The sequence below is a fragment of the uncultured Photobacterium sp. genome (assembly GCF_947039875.1).
GTDB lineage: Bacteria > Pseudomonadota > Gammaproteobacteria > Enterobacterales > Vibrionaceae > Photobacterium.
In genome coordinates this window covers 62,493-81,494 of the sequence record NZ_CAMRAN010000011.1, presented here as the reverse complement: position 1 = coordinate 81,494, position 19,002 = coordinate 62,493, and the positions used below count along the sequence as shown (strand labels likewise).

Here is a 19,002-nt window from a genome sequence, read left to right as displayed (position 1 = left end):
CGAGCCGGCCGATCATTATTACATGCTTTTATTGGTGGCATAACCACATAGTTTTAATTCTGTGGCTAAGCTTACTTTTTAATGGCTCAATTGGTTAACTCATCACTTATTCATTTAATTTGTTAACAAAAATGCGACTTATAATTCATCTAATCGCATCTTCAATTTGCCAGCCTTAATATTGAACGTCATACTTAACCTAATTCCCTCAAAAATAGGCTCTTCCTGTGCATACTAGCCCTAACGATCATAAGCAGTATCGCTATCTCACTTTAGCGAATGAACTTCGAGTGCTGCTCGTTCATGATGCTGAAGCGCCTCGCTCTGCTGCTGCATTGTCTGTCGAAATAGGCCATTTTGATGATCCTGTTGATCGTCAAGGTATGGCACATTTTCTTGAGCATATGCTATTTCTTGGCACCGAAAAATACCCTCGTGTCGGTGAATTCCAAACCTTTATCAACCGTAACGGCGGTAGCAATAATGCATGGACAGGTACTGAAAACACCACTTTTTTCTTTGAAATTAGCCCCCATGCATTTGAAGAGGGATTAGATCGCTTTGGCCAATTTTTTACCGCCCCACTATTTAATGAAGATGCGGTCGAAAAAGAACGTCAAGCTGTTGATTCTGAATATAAACTAAAAATAAAAGACGATGTGCGTCGTTTGTATCAAGTGCAAAAAGAAACCATTAATCAAGCGCATCCTTTTGCCAAGTTTTCAGTAGGCGATCTCACCACGCTTGATGATCGTAATGACCAGTCTGTACGTGATGATCTGCTGGCATTTTATCATCACCATTATTCAGCTGATGTGATGGGGCTGGTGCTATTAGGCCCACAATCATTAGATGAACTAGAACACTTCACTCAAACGTTCTTTAGTGAAATTCCTAATGCTACCACTAAAAAATTAGCAATAGACGTGCCATTTGTTACTGAAAACGAATGTCAGAAGTTCATTCAAATTGAACCTATTAAAGAATTACGTAAATTAACGTTATCTTTTGCGTTGCCATCTGTTGATGCGCATTATCAAATTAAGCCGCTGTCATACATTGCTCACCTACTGGGAAATGAAGGCACGGGCAGCTTAATGGCGATATTAAAACAACGTGGACTAATCAATACTCTTACCGCTGGCGGTGGTGTCAGTGGTAATAATTTCCGTGAATTTACCATTGGTTTAAATTTAACCCCTAAAGGCCAGCAACACACAGATGAAATTGTGCAGTGCGTGTTTGCCTTTATTGCTTTAATCAAACAGCAAGGGTTAAATGCATGGCGTTACCAAGAGAAGAAATCCGTCTTGGAAATGGCGTTCCGCTATCAAGAGAAAAGTCGTCCTTTGGATACTGTCAGTTATTTAGTGATGAATCTGCTGCATTACAACGCGGAAGATATTATCTACGGCGATTATATGATGGAAGGCTATGATCAAGATCTACTTGAACAACTATTAGCTTACCTTACTGTGAGTAATATGCGTTTAACCTTAGTTGCCCAAGGTGGACACTACGATCGGGTTGCGGCTTGGTATGACACCCCTTACTCAGTGACACCATTCTCACCACAACAAATTGAAAGCTGGACCAATGTCAGCCTTGATGACGCATTATTATTACCAGAGCCTAATATTTATTTGTGTGAACAATTTGAGCCCTTGCCACTTGAAGCAGGATCTGAATTACCCCCACAATTAATTCAAGATTTACCCGGTTTTCGTTTATGGCATAAACAAGAACATGATTTTCGCGTACCGAAAGGCATTGTTTATGTCGCGATTGATAGTCCACATGCCGTGAGTTCAACAGAAAATATTGTTAAAACGCGGTTGTGTGTCGAACTGTTATTAGAAGCGATCAATGAATCGGCTTACCCTGCTGAAATTGCAGGCATGTCTTACAATCTTTATGCTCATCAAGGTGGCGTAACACTACAGCTTTCTGGCTTTAGTGAAAAACAACCTCAATTGATGCAACTGATTTTAGCGCGTTTTAAAAACCGCCATTTTACTCAGCAACGGTTTGATAATATCAAAGCCCAAATGCTACGTAATTGGCGCAATGCAGCAGAAGATAAACCGATCTCTCAGTTGTTTAATCAACTTACGGGATTATTACAGCCGAATAATCCGCCTTATCCGCACCTTATCGAAGCACTGGAAACCATCACTATTGATGAACTACCACCATTTGTTGAGGCGATGTTTGCCGAAATACACATTGATACTTTTGTCTATGGTAATTGGGCCAAAAAAGATGCGTTGGCACTGGCTGAAACCCTCAAAGATGCCTTTAGAGTCACTGACCAATTATACGGTGAATCACAACGTCCATTAGTGCATTTAGAAAACAGTGGCACCTTAACTTACGAGTTAGATTGTCATCATGAAGACTCAGCGATTTTGATGTATTACCAATCTCGTCAAACAACGCCACACAAAATTGCGATTTACACACTCGCCAATCATTTAATGTCGACCACGTTTTTCCATGAATTACGGACCAAACAACAGCTTGGTTATATGGTGGGAACAGGTAATTTGCCGCTAAATCGTCACCCGGGATTGATTCTATATATTCAATCACCCGTGGCTGAGCCAAGTTACTTATCTGATGCTATCGATGATTTTACCAATGCGTTTGCACTCGTGTTATTAGAGTTAACAGAAGCTCAATGGCAAGCGAGTAAAAAAGGTCTTATTGCACAAATTTCTGAACCTGATACTAACCTACGTTCGCGTGCACAACGGTTTTGGGTCAGCATTGGTAATAAAGATGAACAATTTAATCAACGTCAATTAGTGGTCGAAAAGCTAAAACAGCTCAATCGTGTTGACATGATTAAATTTATTGTTGATACAGTTAAACCTCGTACCGCTAACCGGTTAGTGATGTATTACACTGGTAAAACCCACCACGGTGCTGAACCATTAACTATTGGCAAAACTATTGATTCAATAGCTAATTTCCAGAAAAACGCATACTAATAAAAAACCCCATTTATTCAATATAAATGGGGTTTTATTATTCTAAAAATAAAGCGTTAATAAAACCGCTTTCCAGTTTGCGCCATCTCCACTAAATAATCACAAGGTGCAAACCGTTCACCATGGGCATCACTGTACTGACGCATCATATCAACCACTAAATCAATGCCAAGATGGTCCATATAATGGAATGGCCCACCAAGGAATGGAGGAAAGCCAATACCAAAAATAGCGCCAATATCGCCATCACGAGCAGATTGAATCACCTCTTCATGTAAACAGCGAGCAGCTTCATTCAACATCATTAATGTACAACGAATAGAAATATTGGCTTCGGTTAATTGCTGTTCTGGTGCGATCCCAAGTAAGGTATAAACCGATTTATCCACTTCTTTGTTATTGGTGTTATACAAATAGAACCCTTTACCGCTCTTACGACCCTTACGCCCATCTTGCTGTAACACATCAAACATTGCTGGAGTTGCAAAACGCTCACCAAGCTCTGCGACCAAAATAGGACTGATCTTAGCACCAATATCAACCCCAACTTCATCAAGTAATGTAATAGGCCCAACAGGAAAACCAAAATTAAGCAAAGCCGCATCAATATGTTCAATAGGCTCACCCGCTAATAATATATGAGCCGCTTCATTCATATATGGCGCTAAAATACGATTAACATAAAAACCCGCTTTATCCGCAACAACAATCGGGGTTTTACCTTGTTTTTTAGCTAATGCGACCACGGTTGCAATGGTTGTTGCAGAGGTTGTTGCGTGTGGAATGACTTCCACTAACGGCATTTTTTCAACAGGGCTAAAATAGTGTAAACCAACAATATTTTGTGGTCGCTGCGCGTTTGCCGCAATTTGATGAATCGGAATCGAAGAAGTGTTAGTCGCAAAAATTGTGTGCTCTGATGTATTGGCTTCGATTTCTTGAACCATCTGCTGTTTAAGCGCAACATCTTCAAATACTGCTTCGATCACCACATCAGCATGCGCCATACCACGATAATCAGTGCTTCCTGTAATACGTAACATCTGCTGTTGCAGTTGTGGTTTTCGAATAATACGTCGCTGACGCTGTTTATTTAAAATAGCGTAGTTATACGCAAGCGCATGTTGAATACCATCATTAGTGATATCTTTAATCCGTACCGCAAAACCCGCTTTTATAGCTGATACATGAGCAATCCCACCGCCCATTAAGCCGCCACCCAGTATTGCTATCCGCTTAATATTATTGGGCTCTGCATCGGCACCTGCTTCTTTTTTCATTGCCGTCGTAGCAAAGAAAATATCGCGTAATGCGCCAGATTCAGCCGTCATTACCAAGTCACCAAAGATTTTAGCTTCTTGTTCAAGCCCCGCTTCAATGCCTTTTTCTAAGCCATATTTTACGGTATCTAAAATCGCATCAATGGCAGGATAACAACCACGCGCCTTTTGTTGCGCTTTTTTAGCTGCTTGATCAAACACTACACTACGGCCAAAGGCGTTACCAGCCATGGCCCAATCTTGAAATGAGTGGGTACGAATCGGCTTCGCTGCTAGAGCCACTTGTTCAGCTGCCTGTAATAAAATACTCTGCGGTACAACTTGATCAACCAACCCTTTTTTTAAGGCTTGCTTTGCTCGTACCTGTTTACCCGTGAGCATTAATTCTAAGCCATTCGCAACGCCAATGAGACGTGGTAAACGTTGAGTTCCACCAGAACCAGGTAGTAGGCCTAATTGCACTTCAGGTAAACCTAAGCGCGTAATATCATCATCGGTACAAATTCGACTATGACAGGCTAATGCAAGCTCTAGCCCGCCACCCAAACATGGTCCATGAATAGCAGCAACAACATGAACAGGTAATGCTTCAAGTGCATTAAAGAGCTGCTGACCTTTATTTGCTAATGCTTCAGCCTCGGCTGCTGTTTCACACTTTGCCAACATACGAATATCAGCACCGGCAATGAAGTTATTCGTTTTACCTGAATACACCACCAAACCTTTAAGTTCGGGATGGTGAGTTAATTCAGCTAAGACATCATTAACCTGATCAACAAAAGCAGCTTGTAAGGTGTTCATTTTTTCATTGGCAACATCAATTTTAAGCCAGCCAATGCCATTATCGCCATAAGATAAACTAAATGCTGATTGCGTCATTATTCTGCCTCCAAAATCATTGCTGCACCAAGGCCACCAGCAGCACAAGCGGTGTTTAATGCAAAACCACCACCTCGACGTTGCAATTCATGTAACGTTTGAATGATCATTCTTGCTCCCGTTGCGGCAAAAGGATGACCATAAGCAATCGAACCGCCAAGAACATTAAATTTGTCCATGTCTATATCGCCAAGCGCGTTATCTCGACCCAGTTTTTGTTGAGCAAACCGTTTAGAACCGAACATTTTTACATTGGCTAAGGTTTGAGCTGCAAATGCTTCATGCATATCAATTAAGGTTAAATCACTCAGGGTTAATCCTGCGCGCTCAAGGGCTAACGGACTTGCATAAGCCGGCCCCATTAACATGTCTTCAGCAACATCGATGGCAGCAAATGCATAAGAACGAATATACCCAAGTGGGGTTAAACCTAACTCTTTTGCTCGCCCTTCTCGCATCAATAATATCGCTGCTGCACCATCGGTTAATGGGGTTGAATTCGCCGCAGTAACACTGCCATGTAGTCGATCAAATGCTGGGGTTAATTTCGCGTATGCTGCCAATGTTGAATCTTGACGAACGTTATTATCGCGCTCAATCCATTGTTGATAAGGTGCTGAAAATGCGGTTATTACTTCATTATTCAATAACCCATCTTGCCATGCTTTAGCCGCTAACATATGAGAACGATGCGCAAAGGCATCTTGTTCTTCTCGACTAATCGCATGACTTTTTGCCATTTGTTCTGCGGTTTGTCCCATGCTTAATCCAGTTGAGTATTCAGCAATAGCAGGAGGTACTGGCATCAGATCTTTGACGCCTAATGCACTGAGTAATTTTAAGCGTGCTGGCATAGTTTTGGCTTTACTTAATGCTAATAACGTCGCAGCCATTTTTTTACTGACTCCAATAGGTAGCATTGAGGTTGAGTCAGCACCGCCCGCAATACCGATATCAATCGAGCCGGCCATAATACTTTCCGTTACATTAACGGCAGCCTGAAAACTGGTCGCACAGGCACGTGTGACACTGTAGGCATCAGTGTGAATATTCATTCCTGTACCCAGTACGATTTCACGCGCAATATTTGGTACTTCAGGGGTTTGTACAACTTGGCCAAATACAACTTGCTCAATTAACAGTGGATCAAAGTCAGCCGTTTGTAGCATTTCATTAACGGCTAGCTTACCCAAATCAAGAGCAGATAAACGCTCAAATGCAGTTGATTGACGTGCGAATGGTGTCCGTAGCCCGCTAATAATAGCAATACGTTCACCGTTACGTGTGGTGATATGTTGAAGACCCGTCATCGCAACTCCTTGTCACAAATATAATTAACCTCAATCGCGAGGTCAGACCACATAATTGTAACCACAAAGTAATCAAAAAAAAACATTTGTTTAAAAAACAAGCTCAAATGACGTTTATGAAGTAAAACAGCTCGACGATAAGAAAGGTTCTAGTGTAAAAAGAATGACTCTTCTTTAGGCTAACTAGCCAGAAAATATATGTGTTATTTAAGAGGGAGGTTGGAAGGCTAAATTTAAATAAAAAAAAACCACACCTTCAAGGTATGGTTTGAATTCACACGAAAAAAATCAATCCGCGTAATAAAATTATCAATTAACATAAAGCCAATTGCAAATCAGGAAAAACCTGATAGGAGAAAGTAAAGTCAGCCTTCAAAAGGAAGTGTCATCTTGCTCAACAGACGGTATTAACTATGATTAAGTTATCCAAACTTAATCATAACCTCACCATCAGATGACGTGACCACTATAACCTACCACTCAAAACAGAATTTGCACCAGATCAATTTTCTTGCGATTTAGGCTACAAAAATAGAAAAAAAATAATACATCGTCTAAAGACGATTGAATGACATCGCTAATTGATGACAAAAACGCTAAACAGGCACATCAATGATAAAAAAAATTTTTAGCAACAAAAAAGCTTCTGCAACGGTCTGTTTAAAAATGGATAAACAAAAACGTTATGAAGCCCTTGTTAGAGCATGGCATCAAGATTTATATCGCTATGCTTATTGGTTGTCACATGATCCCCATATTGCCGAAGACTTAGTGCAAGAAACCTGCCTACGCGCGTGGAAATCATTAGATAATTTACAAGATGATAATGCAGCTAAAGCATGGCTGATCACTATTTTACGCCGTGAAAATGCGCGTAGATTTGAACGTAAGCAATTTGACTTAGTCGATATTGATAATCATCATATTGCAGACACTAAACCCAGTGTCGAAATGGATGCTGACCAATATTTATTGCATAGATTAATAATGAAGCTAGCCCCCGAATATCGAGAACCACTAATTCTACAAGTGATGGCTGGATTTAATGGCGATGAAATCGCGGGAATCTTAAACCTGAATCGCAATACTGTTATGACGCGACTTTTTCGAGCCCGTAACCAACTAAAAGAACAACTTGAAAAGAAAACGACTCAAAAGGGGAATCATCATGGATGATCTAGAATTTCGTCGCCGCCTTCTGGCGAATCCTAATGATAATGATCCAGAGTTGATTAAAACTAGAAATCAGTCTAGTGCTAATCGTCATTTTTCGAATGAATTACAGCAATTAGATCAACAACTAAAACAAACATTGCAGGTTGATATACCCGATAATCTGGCTGATAGGATCTTATTCCATCAATCAAGTCAGGTACACCCCCAAAAACAGTCTCATTATAAACGCTATCTCTCTTACGGATTAGCCGCATCTGTGATGTTTTTTGTCGGGGTTATGGTGGGACACCAATATGGATTTTCTCCACAGCATCCAGCGCAGCAAGCCTTTACACCAATATCAATGTCGAATATCGCTTTACAACACGTTGATGCAGAAGCGCAATTTGTTGAACATACTGATGAAGCTGTCACATTACAGCAAGTTAATGCCAAGCTTAAACCCTTTGGTACCAGTTTAAATCAATTACCTGGTCATATTTATTATCTTAACTATTGTGGCTTTGATGGTAATCGAGCCTTGCATATGGTCGTTGGTACAGAGGCAGGTAAAATGGCCATCTTCTTCGTGCCACAAACTAGTTCACAAATGGTGACCCGCAATAATAAAAGTAACCAAAGCTTATTATTGCCGCTACAAAATGCCAGCTTAATTATTGTTGGTGATAAAGATCAAGAACTGATGCCAATCGCTGAAAAACTTAAATCTGATCTCTATTGGCAAATCTAAGGTGTAAATTGTTATCCAACAGCCTAAAGATCGATATTGATAATTAAATATCGATTTTAGGTTGTCACTTAATCTGCTTATTTTTAATGACATATGATCAAATGGTCCAAAAATAACCCAAATGAACATGATAAAATATGTTTACCTACCTAAACGACTGGTCAGCTTTGATACGGCTCTTCCCCCCCCTACAATCATCGCCAATCAGTCATATATAGACTGGACTAATAAATATAAAAAATCATGATCAGGAATCATAAAAGCATGAACAAGAAGCAGATATTTACACGCTCAGTTATTACTGTTGCTATCGCCTTAGCATCATCACAAACAATGGCGGCGGGTTTCCAATTAAATGCCCAATCAGCAACAGGTTTAGGCCGAGCATTCTCCGGTGATGGTGTTATTGCTGATAATGCATCAACCATGGCCAAAAACGCCGCTTCAATGGCTCTTTTTGATGCACCAGCATTATCATTAGGCGTTATTGCAATCGATACTGATGTGAATGTTAAAAATACGACGTTTTTAGGTCAAAATGTTGATGACGCTTCAATTGGCGACACTAGCTATGCACCAAACATCTACTATATCCAACCTATTAATGATAAATTTTCTGTAGGTGCTTCACTATATTCTAACTTTGGTACTAAAACTGAATTTAAAGACGGTTACGGTAAAGACCAAGCTTTAGGTCCTATCTCTCCAGATTTATTTGGCGGCTTAACTGACGTTAAAAGCGTTAATCTAGGTTTAAGTGCTGCTTACCGTATTAACCAACATTTTAGTATTGGTGGTGGTTTAGATATTATTCATGGTAGCGGCAAATTACAACGCGGTAACGCACAAGCAGCAAATATCGATGCTGATGGTATTGCATTAGGCTACAACCTTGGTGCAATTTATGAACTCAATGACAATAACCGTTTTGGTTTATCATACCGTTACAGCCCAACACTAAAAGCAGAAGGTGATATTAGTTATAAAGGCCAAAACCTAAATAACGATAAATTAGTATTACCATTACCTGACGTCGCAGAATTTTCTGGTTTTAATAAATTAAACGATAAGTTCGCGGTTCATTATAGTATTCAATGGATCCGTTGGAGTGAATTTGACAAACTAGAAACATCTGGTGGCACACTAATTAACCAATACAATTGGCAGGATGCTTGGCACTATTCAATCGGTGGTACTTATTACCTTAATAATGATTGGACGCTACGAGCAGGTTACATGCATGATACTAGTGCTCAAGGCGATATCACTTCAATTTCAGTACCTGACTCAGATCGTAACTGGCTATCAAGCGGCTTTAGTTACCACGTTGATAGTAAGTCAACTATCGATTTCGGCCTAACTTACCTGATTGGTAAAGATGTTGATGTAAAAGAAGCTAATGGCCTATTAAAAGCAACAACCCGTGCTGATGCATGGCTATACGGCCTACAATACAGCCGTTCGTTCTAATTTGAGCGTACAGCAATAATGCATTATAAAAAAGAAGCCACAATGGCTTCTTTTTTTATTCGCTGAATAACATCCAATCTTTATTTTATTCACGATAACATACAAAAAAACAAAGAATAACACCCAAATAACCATCAATATAAAATACTAAATTAATACCAGTTCTCGTACAAGTGTACGCTCAAATATTAATAACTAGCCCTTATCGTATAAATGCTACCCGATTAAAAACCAAAAAAATTAAAAATAGCAGCATAATAGATTTAATCATCCTGTTTTATAAGATAGCTTTTAACGCGTTTTATTGCTGCGAGTATCATTTGCGTAATTATTTCCGTGAACAATATATTTATCTAATATGACTAAAAATAAAATTACTTTAGCCTTAGCGATTACAGCTGCTATTGGTATCAGCAATCAAGCCGCTGCCGCAGGTTTTCAATTAGCAGAATATTCTGCAACAGGTCTAGGACGTGCTTTTGCTGGTGAAGCAGCAATGGCTGATAATGCTAGTGCCCAGTTCCGCAACCCTGCAATGCTAACGTATTTAAAAGGCATCCAAATTTCTACAGGTGCTATTTATGTTGATCCTAATATTGATATTTCTGGCACCCATACATTATTAGGCCAAACAAGTAGTTCTGACTTTGCTAATAATGCTGTTATCCCTAATTTTTATTTTTCTCGTCCATTAACGGATAAAGCAACAATTGGTATTGCATTCGGTACCCATTTTGGCATGCGTACTGACCTTGGCACTGATTTCAAAGCCTCTATGTTCGGTAACCAAGCAGAAGTTCACACCGTTGAGATCAATCCAAATATTGGCTATAAGATCAATGACCAATTAAGTGTGGGTGCAGGTGTGCGTTATGTGATGGGTAAAGGCCACTTTGGTGCAGCACTGCCAACAAATGCATCATTAGGTATTATGCAACCTTTAGCTGGGAAAAAGCTTAAATACATGGAAGGCGAAGATAACGCTTGGGGATGGCAGGCAGGTACTGCGTGGCAGATTAATGCTAACAACCGCATCGGTCTTAGCTACCAATCAGCGGTTAAATTAAACCTTGAAGGTCATGCAAATGGTATTGCTTTTGATGGTCTTAAAAACGGCAGCTATGCGGGCACATTACCACTAGAACTTCCCGCTTCTGCTGAACTCGCTAGCTTCCATCAGTTAAATGATCTATGGGCTATCCATGCAAGTGTTAACTGGACTGATTGGAGTGCGTTTGAAAAGCTAGAAGCTAATATTCCAGATCTTAATGGTCCAGTAGATATCAAGCAAGAAAATTGGAAAGATAACTACCGCTTTGCCATTGGCACCACTTACCAAGCGACCAATAAGTTAGTGCTGCGCTCCGGTGTTGCTTATGACACCTCTGCTGTTGATGAAGCTAACCGTACTCAAACTATCCCTGAAACAGACCGTACTTGGTTAAGTGTTGGTGCTGGTTATGCTTGGTCAGAAAACCTAACGCTAGATGCTGGCTTTACTTATATCTTTGTTAAAGATGCAAACATGAAAGAAACTGATGAAGGTTTAGGTAACCAACAATTTAACGGCCAAACATCTGGCCATATTTGGTTAGCGGGTGTACAAGCAAGCTACCGTTTCTAATCTAATACGTGATTAGCGACAAACAAAAAGACCGCCGAAATGGCGGTCTTTTTTATAGCATGAATTAATCAATAAAATTAATCGCTATCAATTTCATCTAGATAGCTATCATCAAATTTTTCTGCTGGAGCTGGAGCGCTGACTTTACCATCACTGGCGGTAAAGTTCTTATATTGAATATACGCATCACGGGTAAAGATGTACGGATCCGGTGAGTTATTTAATATCGCTTCTTGATTAACTAACGCAGCACGATCTTCCATTCCTTCAAAGATCCACTTGCCTAAGCCTTCCCAGAAGTTTAATAAGCTCAGTGGCAGATAAAGATCATCAACAGAATCAGTAAAACCTCTAAACGTAATCGGGCCGTACACTGGTAGCATCAAGTAAGGACCATTACCAACACCGTAATAACCAAGGGTATCACCAAACTCACGATCTTGAACTTTATTAATATCAGCTGCTGATGCGATATCAATCAGACCCGCTAACCCAAAAACAGTATTAATCCAAAAGCGGTTAAAATGGGTTAGCGCCTCTTTACCATGCAGTGTCAGTAAGCTATTCACCATCCCAGCGGGTTCATCAAGGTTTGATAAAAAATTAGCAATGCCAGTACGCGCAAATGACGGCGTATAATTCACATAGGCTAATGAGACTGGGCGAGCAACGTACGGATCTAAATAATTAAAGTTTAAATCCCACATTGCGCGGTTAAAACCTTCAAACGGATCATATACAGCATTCGCCGCAGTATTATCACCATCAATATGATCAACAACATTGGTTGATACCGTTTGCTCACTCGCTTTATCGGATGATTGAGCACAGCCCACCATGCCGATACTTAAAAAAATTATCAATAATAGCTTTTTATTCAAAACATACACCTAGTAAAAAACAGGCTGAACATCAATATTCAGCCTGCTTTATTCATTTAGCAATTAATTAGTTAATATTGCTTATTAATGACAAACGCCGTTTCTCCACCCAAGGAAATTTGGCTACTTTGGCCATACCAATCGCCTTGTTTAGTCATCACGTTACCATCGCTATCAACGCGGGCTTTAATGATCATCTTTGATAATGATGATAGCTGGCGTTGTGGAATCATGCTGTCTTTATCCGTTAACGTTACTGTTAATGGGAATGTAGTCGACAAGGGTAATTTTACAGCGGCAATCGGCATTGGTGAGCCGTCCGCATCATGTACTGAAATAATAATATTACCTTGCTTTGGCAACACTACGTTTTTACCTAGCGCGATTGTCGCTGTAACTTGCTTATCCGTATCGATATTTTGCGTCTCAGTTGATGTCGTTGTCTCATCAATTGCAGTTGGATCGGGAGCAACTGCTGAGCCGTCAGCACCATTAATACGCATTTTTGCACGTTCAATACTACGGGTTAACATTGGCGTACGAGAATCATTCGGCCCAATAAGGGTTTTCATCATCGTCCAATAATCGACAGCTTGCTGGTAATGCTTCTGCTCAAACGCATCAAATGCGAGTAATGACAGCGCTTGAACGTTAGTGTGATCAGTCTTAATTACTTGACGTAAAATTTGACGCGCAAGCTCACTTTGACCTGGTTTGCCACTTAACATTAATGTTTGTGCATAACCTAAGCGAATAGCGGTATCAACAGGGTTAAGATCATACGCGCGTTTCATTGCCATTTCAGCCGTTGCTGCATCACGATTAGCTATCGCAATTCGACCTAACAGTAACCATCCCATAGGATCATCACCGTCTTTGTGCAATTTAGTTCGTAACGCTAAAGTAAGATCCGACATATCTTGATCAGACAGTGGCTCATTAGCGGCGTTATCACCCATTAAACGTTGTGTTAGCTCTGGTAAGCGATTCACGGCTTGATGCCATGCTTCTACTTTAGCACTGCTACCTACAGCGCCATAAACACCATAGCAAATACCCACAATTAAAATAAGGCCAGGTACAACCATTGCAGGGCTAACATATGTTGCTTGTTGCTTTTCAGTAACAGGCAAGTCATCCAATAATGTTTGTTGTAAGTCCGTCACCATATCTTGCTGGCTATCGACTAAACCTTCTTGTGATTCTTCTTCAAGTTCATGAATACGATCTTTAAAGAAGGCTTTATTAAGCTCATCTCGGCTTGCTGCATCATCATACTCTTTACCGATATACATCGGAATTACAAAGATGGCGATCGCAATTACAACCAAAACAGCGGTTAAAATCCAAAACAGCGTCATTTATTTACCTTTGTCTGATTATTGGTAGCTTCAGTATCTTGCTGCGCCATTTCAGCCAACAACCCCTGCAAACGTTCCGACTCAACATCATCAAGTGGCTCATCTTTGCTTAGCTCAGTTTTTTTACGTGAGCGATAAACCAAGATGCTAAAACCAATCACAATAAAACCAATAGGACCGGCCCATAGGATCATTGTTGATGCTGTCACTGCGGGATCGTATGTCACGAAATTACCGTAACGTGCAATCATGTAATCAATGACTTGCTGCTTGGTTTTACCTTCTTTTAACAGCTCAAATGTCTTCATGCGCATATCTTCTGCTAAGGTCGCATTAGAATCGGCAATACTGTTATTTTGACATTTAGGACAACGTAAAGTCTCTGTTAGCTCTTGAAACTGCTTTTCTTGTGCCGGGTTTTTAAAGTCATACACATCAATGGCTGCCAATGCTGGCGCCACCATTGAAAAAGTCAGTCCAAGTGCGAACATCAAAGCAAAAAAGCGTTTCATTATGCTTTTGCCTCCGCTTGAGTGCTGTTATTTTTTGCCTCGGCTTGTAGTTTCTTATAAAGAGGCTCAAGGGTCTTGTTCCAGTTTTCTGGATTAACATCACCCACATGGCGGTAACGAATAATACCATTCGCATCAATTAAGAAGGTTTCAGGCGCACCATAAACACCAAGGTCCATGCCTAACATGCCATTGCCATCAAACAAAGAGATCATGTAAGGATTGCCTAGCTCTTTAAGCCAATTAATTGCTTTAGGTCGCTGATCTTTATAGTTTAAACCAATGATTTTTACACCTTGTTTTGCCAATACATTCAAATATTGGTGCTCAGCATAACAAGTAGGACACCACGTCGCCCACACGTTCAATAGCAGCGGTTGACCTTTAAAAATCGTTTGTTGATATTCTTTACCCGGCTCAAATAAATCTTCAAGCTTAAAGGCAGGCACAGGTTTACCCACTAATACTGATTCAAGTTTTGTTGGATCATCACCAGCAGCGTTACGGCTTAGTTGGACCATAAACATCACAACTAATGCCAAAAATAGCACTAAAGGAATAAATAATAACTTCTTATTCATTAGTTAACTTCGCCTCCGATTTTTGATCATTTGCAGCAATATTAGCTGGCTTACGGAATCGGTAACGCTTATCGCTGATAGCAAACGCACCACCAAGTGCCATTAAGAATGCACCCATCCACATCCAATTAACAAATGGTTTGTAGTAAATACGTACTGCCCATGCGCCGTCATTACCTAAACGCTCACCCATTGCAACGTATAAGTCACGGGTAAAGCCACTATCAATTGCTGCTTCAGTCATCATTGAACCCGCAACGGTGTAGTAACGTTTTTCAGCGTGTAGTGTTGTGATATCAATACCACGGCGGCTGATTTCAAAGTCAGCCACATAACCGTCATAGTTAGAACCATCTGCATCGCGTAAACCTGCAAAGTGGAAGTCATAACCTTTAACGTTAACTGATTGTCCTGGTGACAAACGTAAATCACGCTCAATACCGTAGTTCGATACTAACGTCATACCAATAATAGCAATCGCTAAACCTAAATGGCCTAACATCATCGCCCAGTGGCTACGTCCTAACTTACTCAAACCCTCAAGGAAAGAATGACGGTGGGTTGCGCGACGGTAGATTTCAACAAGATGGAGAACAATAATCCACACTGCCATCATCACACCGACAACCGCTAATGGCTCAACAACACTTGCAGTTAAGTAAATAACCAAGAATGAGAATGGAACGGTGAATAAACCACACCACAACATTGGTTTTGCGATTGAAGCAAAGTTATCACGTTTCCAACGAACCAGAGGACCGATACCCATTAAGAATGAGAATGGCACCATTAACCATGTAAATAGGGTATTAAAGAATGGTTCGCCAATAGAAACAGAGCCTAAGCCTAATTGTTTATGAACTAATGGTAGTAACGTACCAATTAATACCACTAATAACGCAGCAACTAATAATAAGTTATTGGCTAATAAGAAGTTTTCACGTGAGAACAATGCATAGTTACCACGAGAACGAATTTGACCACCACGCAGTGCATAAAGCAGTAATGAACCACCAATAACCACCACTAAAAAGCCAAGAATAAACATACCGCGTGATGGGTCTGACGCAAATGCGTGTACAGAAACCAACACACCAGAACGAACTAAGAACGTACCTAATAGGCTTAGCGAGAAAGCAGAAATCGCCAGTAATACTGTCCACGCTTTAAAAGTACCGCGCTTTTCAGTGACTGATAATGAGTGCATTAATGCTGTACCCGCAAGCCATGGCATTAATGATGCGTTTTCTACTGGATCCCAGAACCACCAGCCGCCCCAGCCAAGTTCGTAGTAAGCCCACCATGAACCTAGCGCGATACCCAAGGTTAGAAATGACCATGCTGCAATTGTCCACGGACGTGACCAACGTGCCCAAGCCGTATCTAAACGACCGGTCATTAGTGAGGCAATAGCAAATGAGAATGCAACCGAGAAACCAACGTAACCCATGTACAACATTGGCGGATGAACAATTAAACCGGGATCTTGAAGCAATGGGTTTAAGTCACGACCTTGTACAGGGAAGTCTGGCAATGTACGCAGAAATGGATTCGATGTTACGATGATAAACAGTAAAAAACCGACTGCAACCATACCCATAACGGAAAGTACACGCGCCACTGCTTCTAGAGGCATACCACGGCTAAATCGAGCAACAGCTGCAGCCCAACCCGCTTGGATAAGTACCCATAGCATCAATGAACCTTCATGGCCGCCCCATACTGCGGTTAAACGGTAGTACCATGGCAGTAAACTGGTTGAGTTACTGGCAACATACGCTACCGTAAAATCATTGCTATAGAACGACCAGCTCAAAATACCAAACGACAATGCAAGCATGCCGAATACTCCGTAGGACAGTGGACGTGCCATACGCATCATTGCTTGGTTACCAACCGTGGCACCATACAATGGGTAAATGCTGGCCAGCACCGATAGCGCCAGTGCGGCTATAAGTGCGAATTGGCCTAATTCAGGGATCATTGATCACTTACCTTGTAGTTGTTCTTCAGTGTACTGAAGTCGTTTATGGTTTATCTTCATTGCATCCGCCACTTCTGGTGGCATATAGTTTTCATCATGCTTTGCAAGCACCTCACTTGCTTTAACTGTGGTCGGATTAATCAATACACCCTGCGCCACGATACCTTGGCCTTCACGGAACAGATCCGGCAAAATACCATCATAAATAACGGTAACAGAAGGACCAATATCAGCCACTTTGAACGTAATTCGTAATGATTGCGGATCACGCTTAACCGACCCTTTCACTACCATGCCACCAATACGTAACCGCTGCCCAACTTCAGGCTTAGCACCACCATCGGTCTTACCGTTAATTAATTCTGATGGCGTGTAGAATAGGTTCATATTTTGGTTAAGTGCGTATAACACCAGTCCAACCGTTGCACCGAGTCCAAGCACTAACGCCAGTACAATCACTAAACGTTTTTGACGTCTTGGGGTCATAGCGTGTTCTCCAATTTTTTGGCTTCTTTAATACGTTGCTCACGCGCCATTTTATTGTTTATTTCTCGTAACAAACGTCGTTTAGTTGTTAAGCTCGAAAATAAAATCCATAACATGGATAGAAAAGAAATTGCATAGGCACTCCAAACGTAGCCTGCATATCCACCCATCGCAAAAAAATCATTTATAGAATCAAAATACATAGCTATCTCACTTCACCAGTTTCTGTACCCAAGGGCGATGACTCTCACGTAATAGAATTTCATTACGTAACCGCACCAGCGTAACAGCCGCAAAGAAACAACCAAAACCAAGTAACATCACCAACAATGGCCATAACATATCGTTTGACATTGATGGTTTGCCAAATTTAGAAATCGTTGCACCTTGGTGTAAGGTGTTCCACCACTCAACAGAATAGTGAATAATTGGAATATTAATCACGCCCACAATCGACAAAATACCCGCCGCTTTTGCCGCAGTTTTGTGATCATCAAATGCGTTATACAATGCAATAACACCAAGGTATAAAAACAATAAAATCAACTCAGAGGTTAAGCGCGCATCCCAAACCCACCAAGCACCCCACATAGGCTTACCCCAAATAGCTCCTGTAATAAGAGCAATGAAGGTAAACACGGCGCCAATAGGTGCCATTGCAGCAGCAGCCATATCTGACATTCGAATTTGCCACACAAGACCAATAAAAGAAGAAATCGCCATTGTTACATAAATACTCATCGACCAAATTGCAGCGGGTACGTGAATATAAATAATCCTAAAGCTATCGCCTTGTTGATAGTCGGCGGGAACAAATAACAGTCCCCATACTGATCCCACTAAAATGGAGATCAAAGCGATAATAGAAAACCAAGGCAACAACTTCCCGCATAGACGGTAGGTGTTTTCTGCTTTAGCGTAAGGATGTAGCCACTTCCACATAATGCTCTCAACTTATAATCAATAATAAATACGTCACTGAGAGCAACATCATTACTCTCGCTTTCTTCACTGCGCCCCTCTCTTTTGAGGCCTCGCATTAAAGAAAAAATTCATTGGTTAATGGACACTGATCCTTAGTGCTGAGGCAACAGCAAAAGGAGCTAAAGTCAACGATCCCACTAACATCGCGCCCATAATGGCTAATTGCCCATCATAAGCCATGCCTAAACTTGCCGCCTCGATCGCAGAAGTGGCAAATATAAGCACAGGTATATATAAAGGCAGTATGAGCAAGCTCAATAAAACCCCACCTTTTCGTAATCCGACCGTTAAAGCCATGCCAATTGCGCCCAAAAAGCTCAATGTTGGCGTACCAATCAGCAACGTTAATAATACCGCGATCCAAGTATGTAGATTAAGTGACAATAGAATCGCCAGTAACGGGCTAATAAGAATCAACGGTAATCCAGTCAACAACCAATGCGCGACCATTTTAGCAAAAGCAGCAACGGATAATGGCGTTGGCATCAGTAACATTTGCTCTAATGAACCATCTAAAAAATCATCACGGAACAACCGCTCCATCGATAGCAATGCAGCTAATAACGCAGCAACCCATATAATACCCGGGGCGATACGGGCTAATAAGTTAGGCTCAGGACCAATACCTAACGGAAACAACGTAATAACAATAATAAAAAACCACAGCGGATTAAAAATATCCGCTTGTCGACGATAAGCAATTAACAACTCACGACGAATAATTTGCACAAGGGTGTTAAGCATTATTGTT

The 19,002-nt window shown here is 40.9% G+C and carries 16 protein-coding genes; 5 read left to right on the top strand and 11 right to left on the bottom strand.

Annotated features, from left to right (window positions below; all coding sequences use genetic code 11):
- The first annotated feature begins 227 nt into the window (after positions 1-227).
- Entirely contained in the window at positions 228-2,993 is a 2,766-nt protein-coding gene (locus Q0V26_RS06085; RefSeq protein WP_297479311.1) for an insulinase family protein, read from the top strand.
- A gap of 56 nt (positions 2,994-3,049) precedes the next feature.
- On the opposite strand, the gene fadJ is transcribed toward Q0V26_RS06085, so the two are convergent.
- A complete protein-coding gene (gene fadJ, locus Q0V26_RS06080) occupies positions 3,050-5,152 on the bottom strand; it encodes a fatty acid oxidation complex subunit alpha FadJ (RefSeq protein ID WP_297479308.1) in 2,103 nt (700 codons plus the stop codon).
- Entirely contained in the window at positions 5,152-6,462 is a 1,311-nt protein-coding gene (gene fadI, locus Q0V26_RS06075; protein ID WP_297479305.1) for an acetyl-CoA C-acyltransferase FadI, read from the bottom strand. Before fadI ends, fadJ begins: the two co-directional genes overlap by 1 nt.
- A 612-nt stretch (positions 6,463-7,074) precedes the next feature.
- Between fadI and Q0V26_RS06070 the strand changes: the two genes are divergently transcribed.
- The 4 genes from Q0V26_RS06070 to Q0V26_RS06055 all read left to right on the top strand — a co-directional run bounded on the left by Q0V26_RS06070 (position 7,075) and on the right by Q0V26_RS06055 (position 11,462).
- On the top strand, positions 7,075-7,638 hold the full coding sequence (locus tag Q0V26_RS06070) for a sigma-70 family RNA polymerase sigma factor (RefSeq protein ID WP_297479302.1): 564 nt from the start codon (positions 7,075-7,077) through the stop codon (positions 7,636-7,638).
- On the top strand, positions 7,631-8,368 hold the full coding sequence (locus tag Q0V26_RS06065; RefSeq protein WP_297479299.1) for a DUF3379 family protein: 738 nt from the start codon (positions 7,631-7,633) through the stop codon (positions 8,366-8,368). Before Q0V26_RS06070 ends, Q0V26_RS06065 begins: the two co-directional genes overlap by 8 nt.
- A gap of 264 nt (positions 8,369-8,632) precedes the next feature.
- A complete protein-coding gene (locus Q0V26_RS06060) occupies positions 8,633-9,838 on the top strand; it encodes an outer membrane protein transport protein (protein WP_297479296.1) in 1,206 nt (401 codons plus the stop codon).
- Between the two features lie 358 nt (positions 9,839-10,196).
- On the top strand, positions 10,197-11,462 hold the full coding sequence (locus tag Q0V26_RS06055; RefSeq protein WP_297479294.1) for an outer membrane protein transport protein: 1,266 nt from the start codon (positions 10,197-10,199) through the stop codon (positions 11,460-11,462).
- A gap of 77 nt (positions 11,463-11,539) precedes the next feature.
- Here the strand turns inward: Q0V26_RS06055 and Q0V26_RS06050 are convergent, their stop codons facing one another.
- From Q0V26_RS06050 to ccmB, 9 genes are all read right to left on the bottom strand, one after another.
- Positions 11,540-12,343, bottom strand: coding sequence for an MlaA family lipoprotein (locus Q0V26_RS06050; protein ID WP_297479291.1), 804 nt, complete (start codon positions 12,341-12,343; stop codon positions 11,540-11,542).
- Between the two features lie 71 nt (positions 12,344-12,414).
- Complete coding sequence (gene ccmI, locus Q0V26_RS06045) at positions 12,415-13,704, bottom strand: c-type cytochrome biogenesis protein CcmI (RefSeq protein WP_297479289.1); 1,290 nt, start codon at positions 13,702-13,704, stop codon at positions 12,415-12,417.
- Complete coding sequence (locus tag Q0V26_RS06040) at positions 13,701-14,216, bottom strand: cytochrome c-type biogenesis protein (protein ID WP_232569530.1); 516 nt, start codon at positions 14,214-14,216, stop codon at positions 13,701-13,703. The genes ccmI and Q0V26_RS06040 overlap by 4 nt, the downstream gene beginning before the upstream one ends.
- Positions 14,216-14,797, bottom strand: coding sequence for a DsbE family thiol:disulfide interchange protein (locus tag Q0V26_RS06035; RefSeq protein ID WP_297479284.1), 582 nt, complete (start codon positions 14,795-14,797; stop codon positions 14,216-14,218). The genes Q0V26_RS06040 and Q0V26_RS06035 overlap by 1 nt, the downstream gene beginning before the upstream one ends.
- Positions 14,790-16,781, bottom strand: coding sequence for a heme lyase CcmF/NrfE family subunit (locus tag Q0V26_RS06030; RefSeq protein ID WP_080156932.1), 1,992 nt, complete (start codon positions 16,779-16,781; stop codon positions 14,790-14,792). Before Q0V26_RS06030 ends, Q0V26_RS06035 begins: the two co-directional genes overlap by 8 nt.
- Positions 16,782-16,784: 3 nt before the next feature.
- The gene (ccmE, locus tag Q0V26_RS06025) at positions 16,785-17,267 is read right to left on the bottom strand and encodes a cytochrome c maturation protein CcmE (RefSeq protein WP_297479280.1); all 483 of its coding nucleotides are present in this window, start codon (positions 17,265-17,267) and stop codon (positions 16,785-16,787) included.
- Entirely contained in the window at positions 17,264-17,470 is a 207-nt protein-coding gene (gene ccmD / locus Q0V26_RS06020; RefSeq protein ID WP_080156935.1) for a heme exporter protein CcmD, read from the bottom strand. The genes ccmE and ccmD overlap by 4 nt, the downstream gene beginning before the upstream one ends.
- Before the next feature lie 7 nt (positions 17,471-17,477).
- Positions 17,478-18,209, bottom strand: a complete 732-nt coding sequence (locus tag Q0V26_RS06015) for a heme ABC transporter permease (protein ID WP_045039253.1) — start codon at positions 18,207-18,209, stop codon at positions 17,478-17,480.
- Positions 18,210-18,326: 117 nt separating this feature from the next.
- Positions 18,327-18,995 (bottom strand): heme exporter protein CcmB, encoded by a 669-nt coding sequence (gene ccmB, locus Q0V26_RS06010; RefSeq protein WP_297479275.1) that lies wholly within the window; start codon positions 18,993-18,995, stop codon positions 18,327-18,329.
- Positions 18,996-19,002: the final 7 nt, after the last annotated feature.

What these genes read in the sequence shown, in the direction of transcription:
- fadJ (WP_297479308.1), bottom strand. Translation starts at nt 5,152, where the DNA reads ATGACGCAATCAGCATTTAGTTTATCTTATGGCGATAATGGCATTGGC.
- fadI (WP_297479305.1), bottom strand. Translation starts at nt 6,462, where the DNA reads ATGACGGGTCTTCAACATATCACCACACGTAACGGTGAACGTATTGCT.
- Q0V26_RS06070 (WP_297479302.1), top strand. Translation starts at nt 7,075, where the DNA reads ATGATAAAAAAAATTTTTAGCAACAAAAAAGCTTCTGCAACGGTCTGT.
- Q0V26_RS06065 (WP_297479299.1), top strand. Translation starts at nt 7,631, where the DNA reads ATGGATGATCTAGAATTTCGTCGCCGCCTTCTGGCGAATCCTAATGAT.
- Q0V26_RS06060 (WP_297479296.1), top strand. Translation starts at nt 8,633, where the DNA reads ATGAACAAGAAGCAGATATTTACACGCTCAGTTATTACTGTTGCTATC.
- Q0V26_RS06055 (WP_297479294.1), top strand. Translation starts at nt 10,197, where the DNA reads ATGACTAAAAATAAAATTACTTTAGCCTTAGCGATTACAGCTGCTATT.
- ccmI (WP_297479289.1), bottom strand. Translation starts at nt 13,704, where the DNA reads ATGACGCTGTTTTGGATTTTAACCGCTGTTTTGGTTGTAATTGCGATC.
- Q0V26_RS06040 (WP_232569530.1), bottom strand. Translation starts at nt 14,216, where the DNA reads ATGAAACGCTTTTTTGCTTTGATGTTCGCACTTGGACTGACTTTTTCA.
- Q0V26_RS06035 (WP_297479284.1), bottom strand. Translation starts at nt 14,797, where the DNA reads ATGAATAAGAAGTTATTATTTATTCCTTTAGTGCTATTTTTGGCATTA.
- Q0V26_RS06030 (WP_080156932.1), bottom strand. Translation starts at nt 16,781, where the DNA reads ATGATCCCTGAATTAGGCCAATTCGCACTTATAGCCGCACTGGCGCTA.
- ccmE (WP_297479280.1), bottom strand. Translation starts at nt 17,267, where the DNA reads ATGACCCCAAGACGTCAAAAACGTTTAGTGATTGTACTGGCGTTAGTG.
- ccmD (WP_080156935.1), bottom strand. Translation starts at nt 17,470, where the DNA reads ATGTATTTTGATTCTATAAATGATTTTTTTGCGATGGGTGGATATGCA.
- Q0V26_RS06015 (WP_045039253.1), bottom strand. Translation starts at nt 18,209, where the DNA reads ATGTGGAAGTGGCTACATCCTTACGCTAAAGCAGAAAACACCTACCGT.
- ccmB (WP_297479275.1), bottom strand. Translation starts at nt 18,995, where the DNA reads ATGCTTAACACCCTTGTGCAAATTATTCGTCGTGAGTTGTTAATTGCT.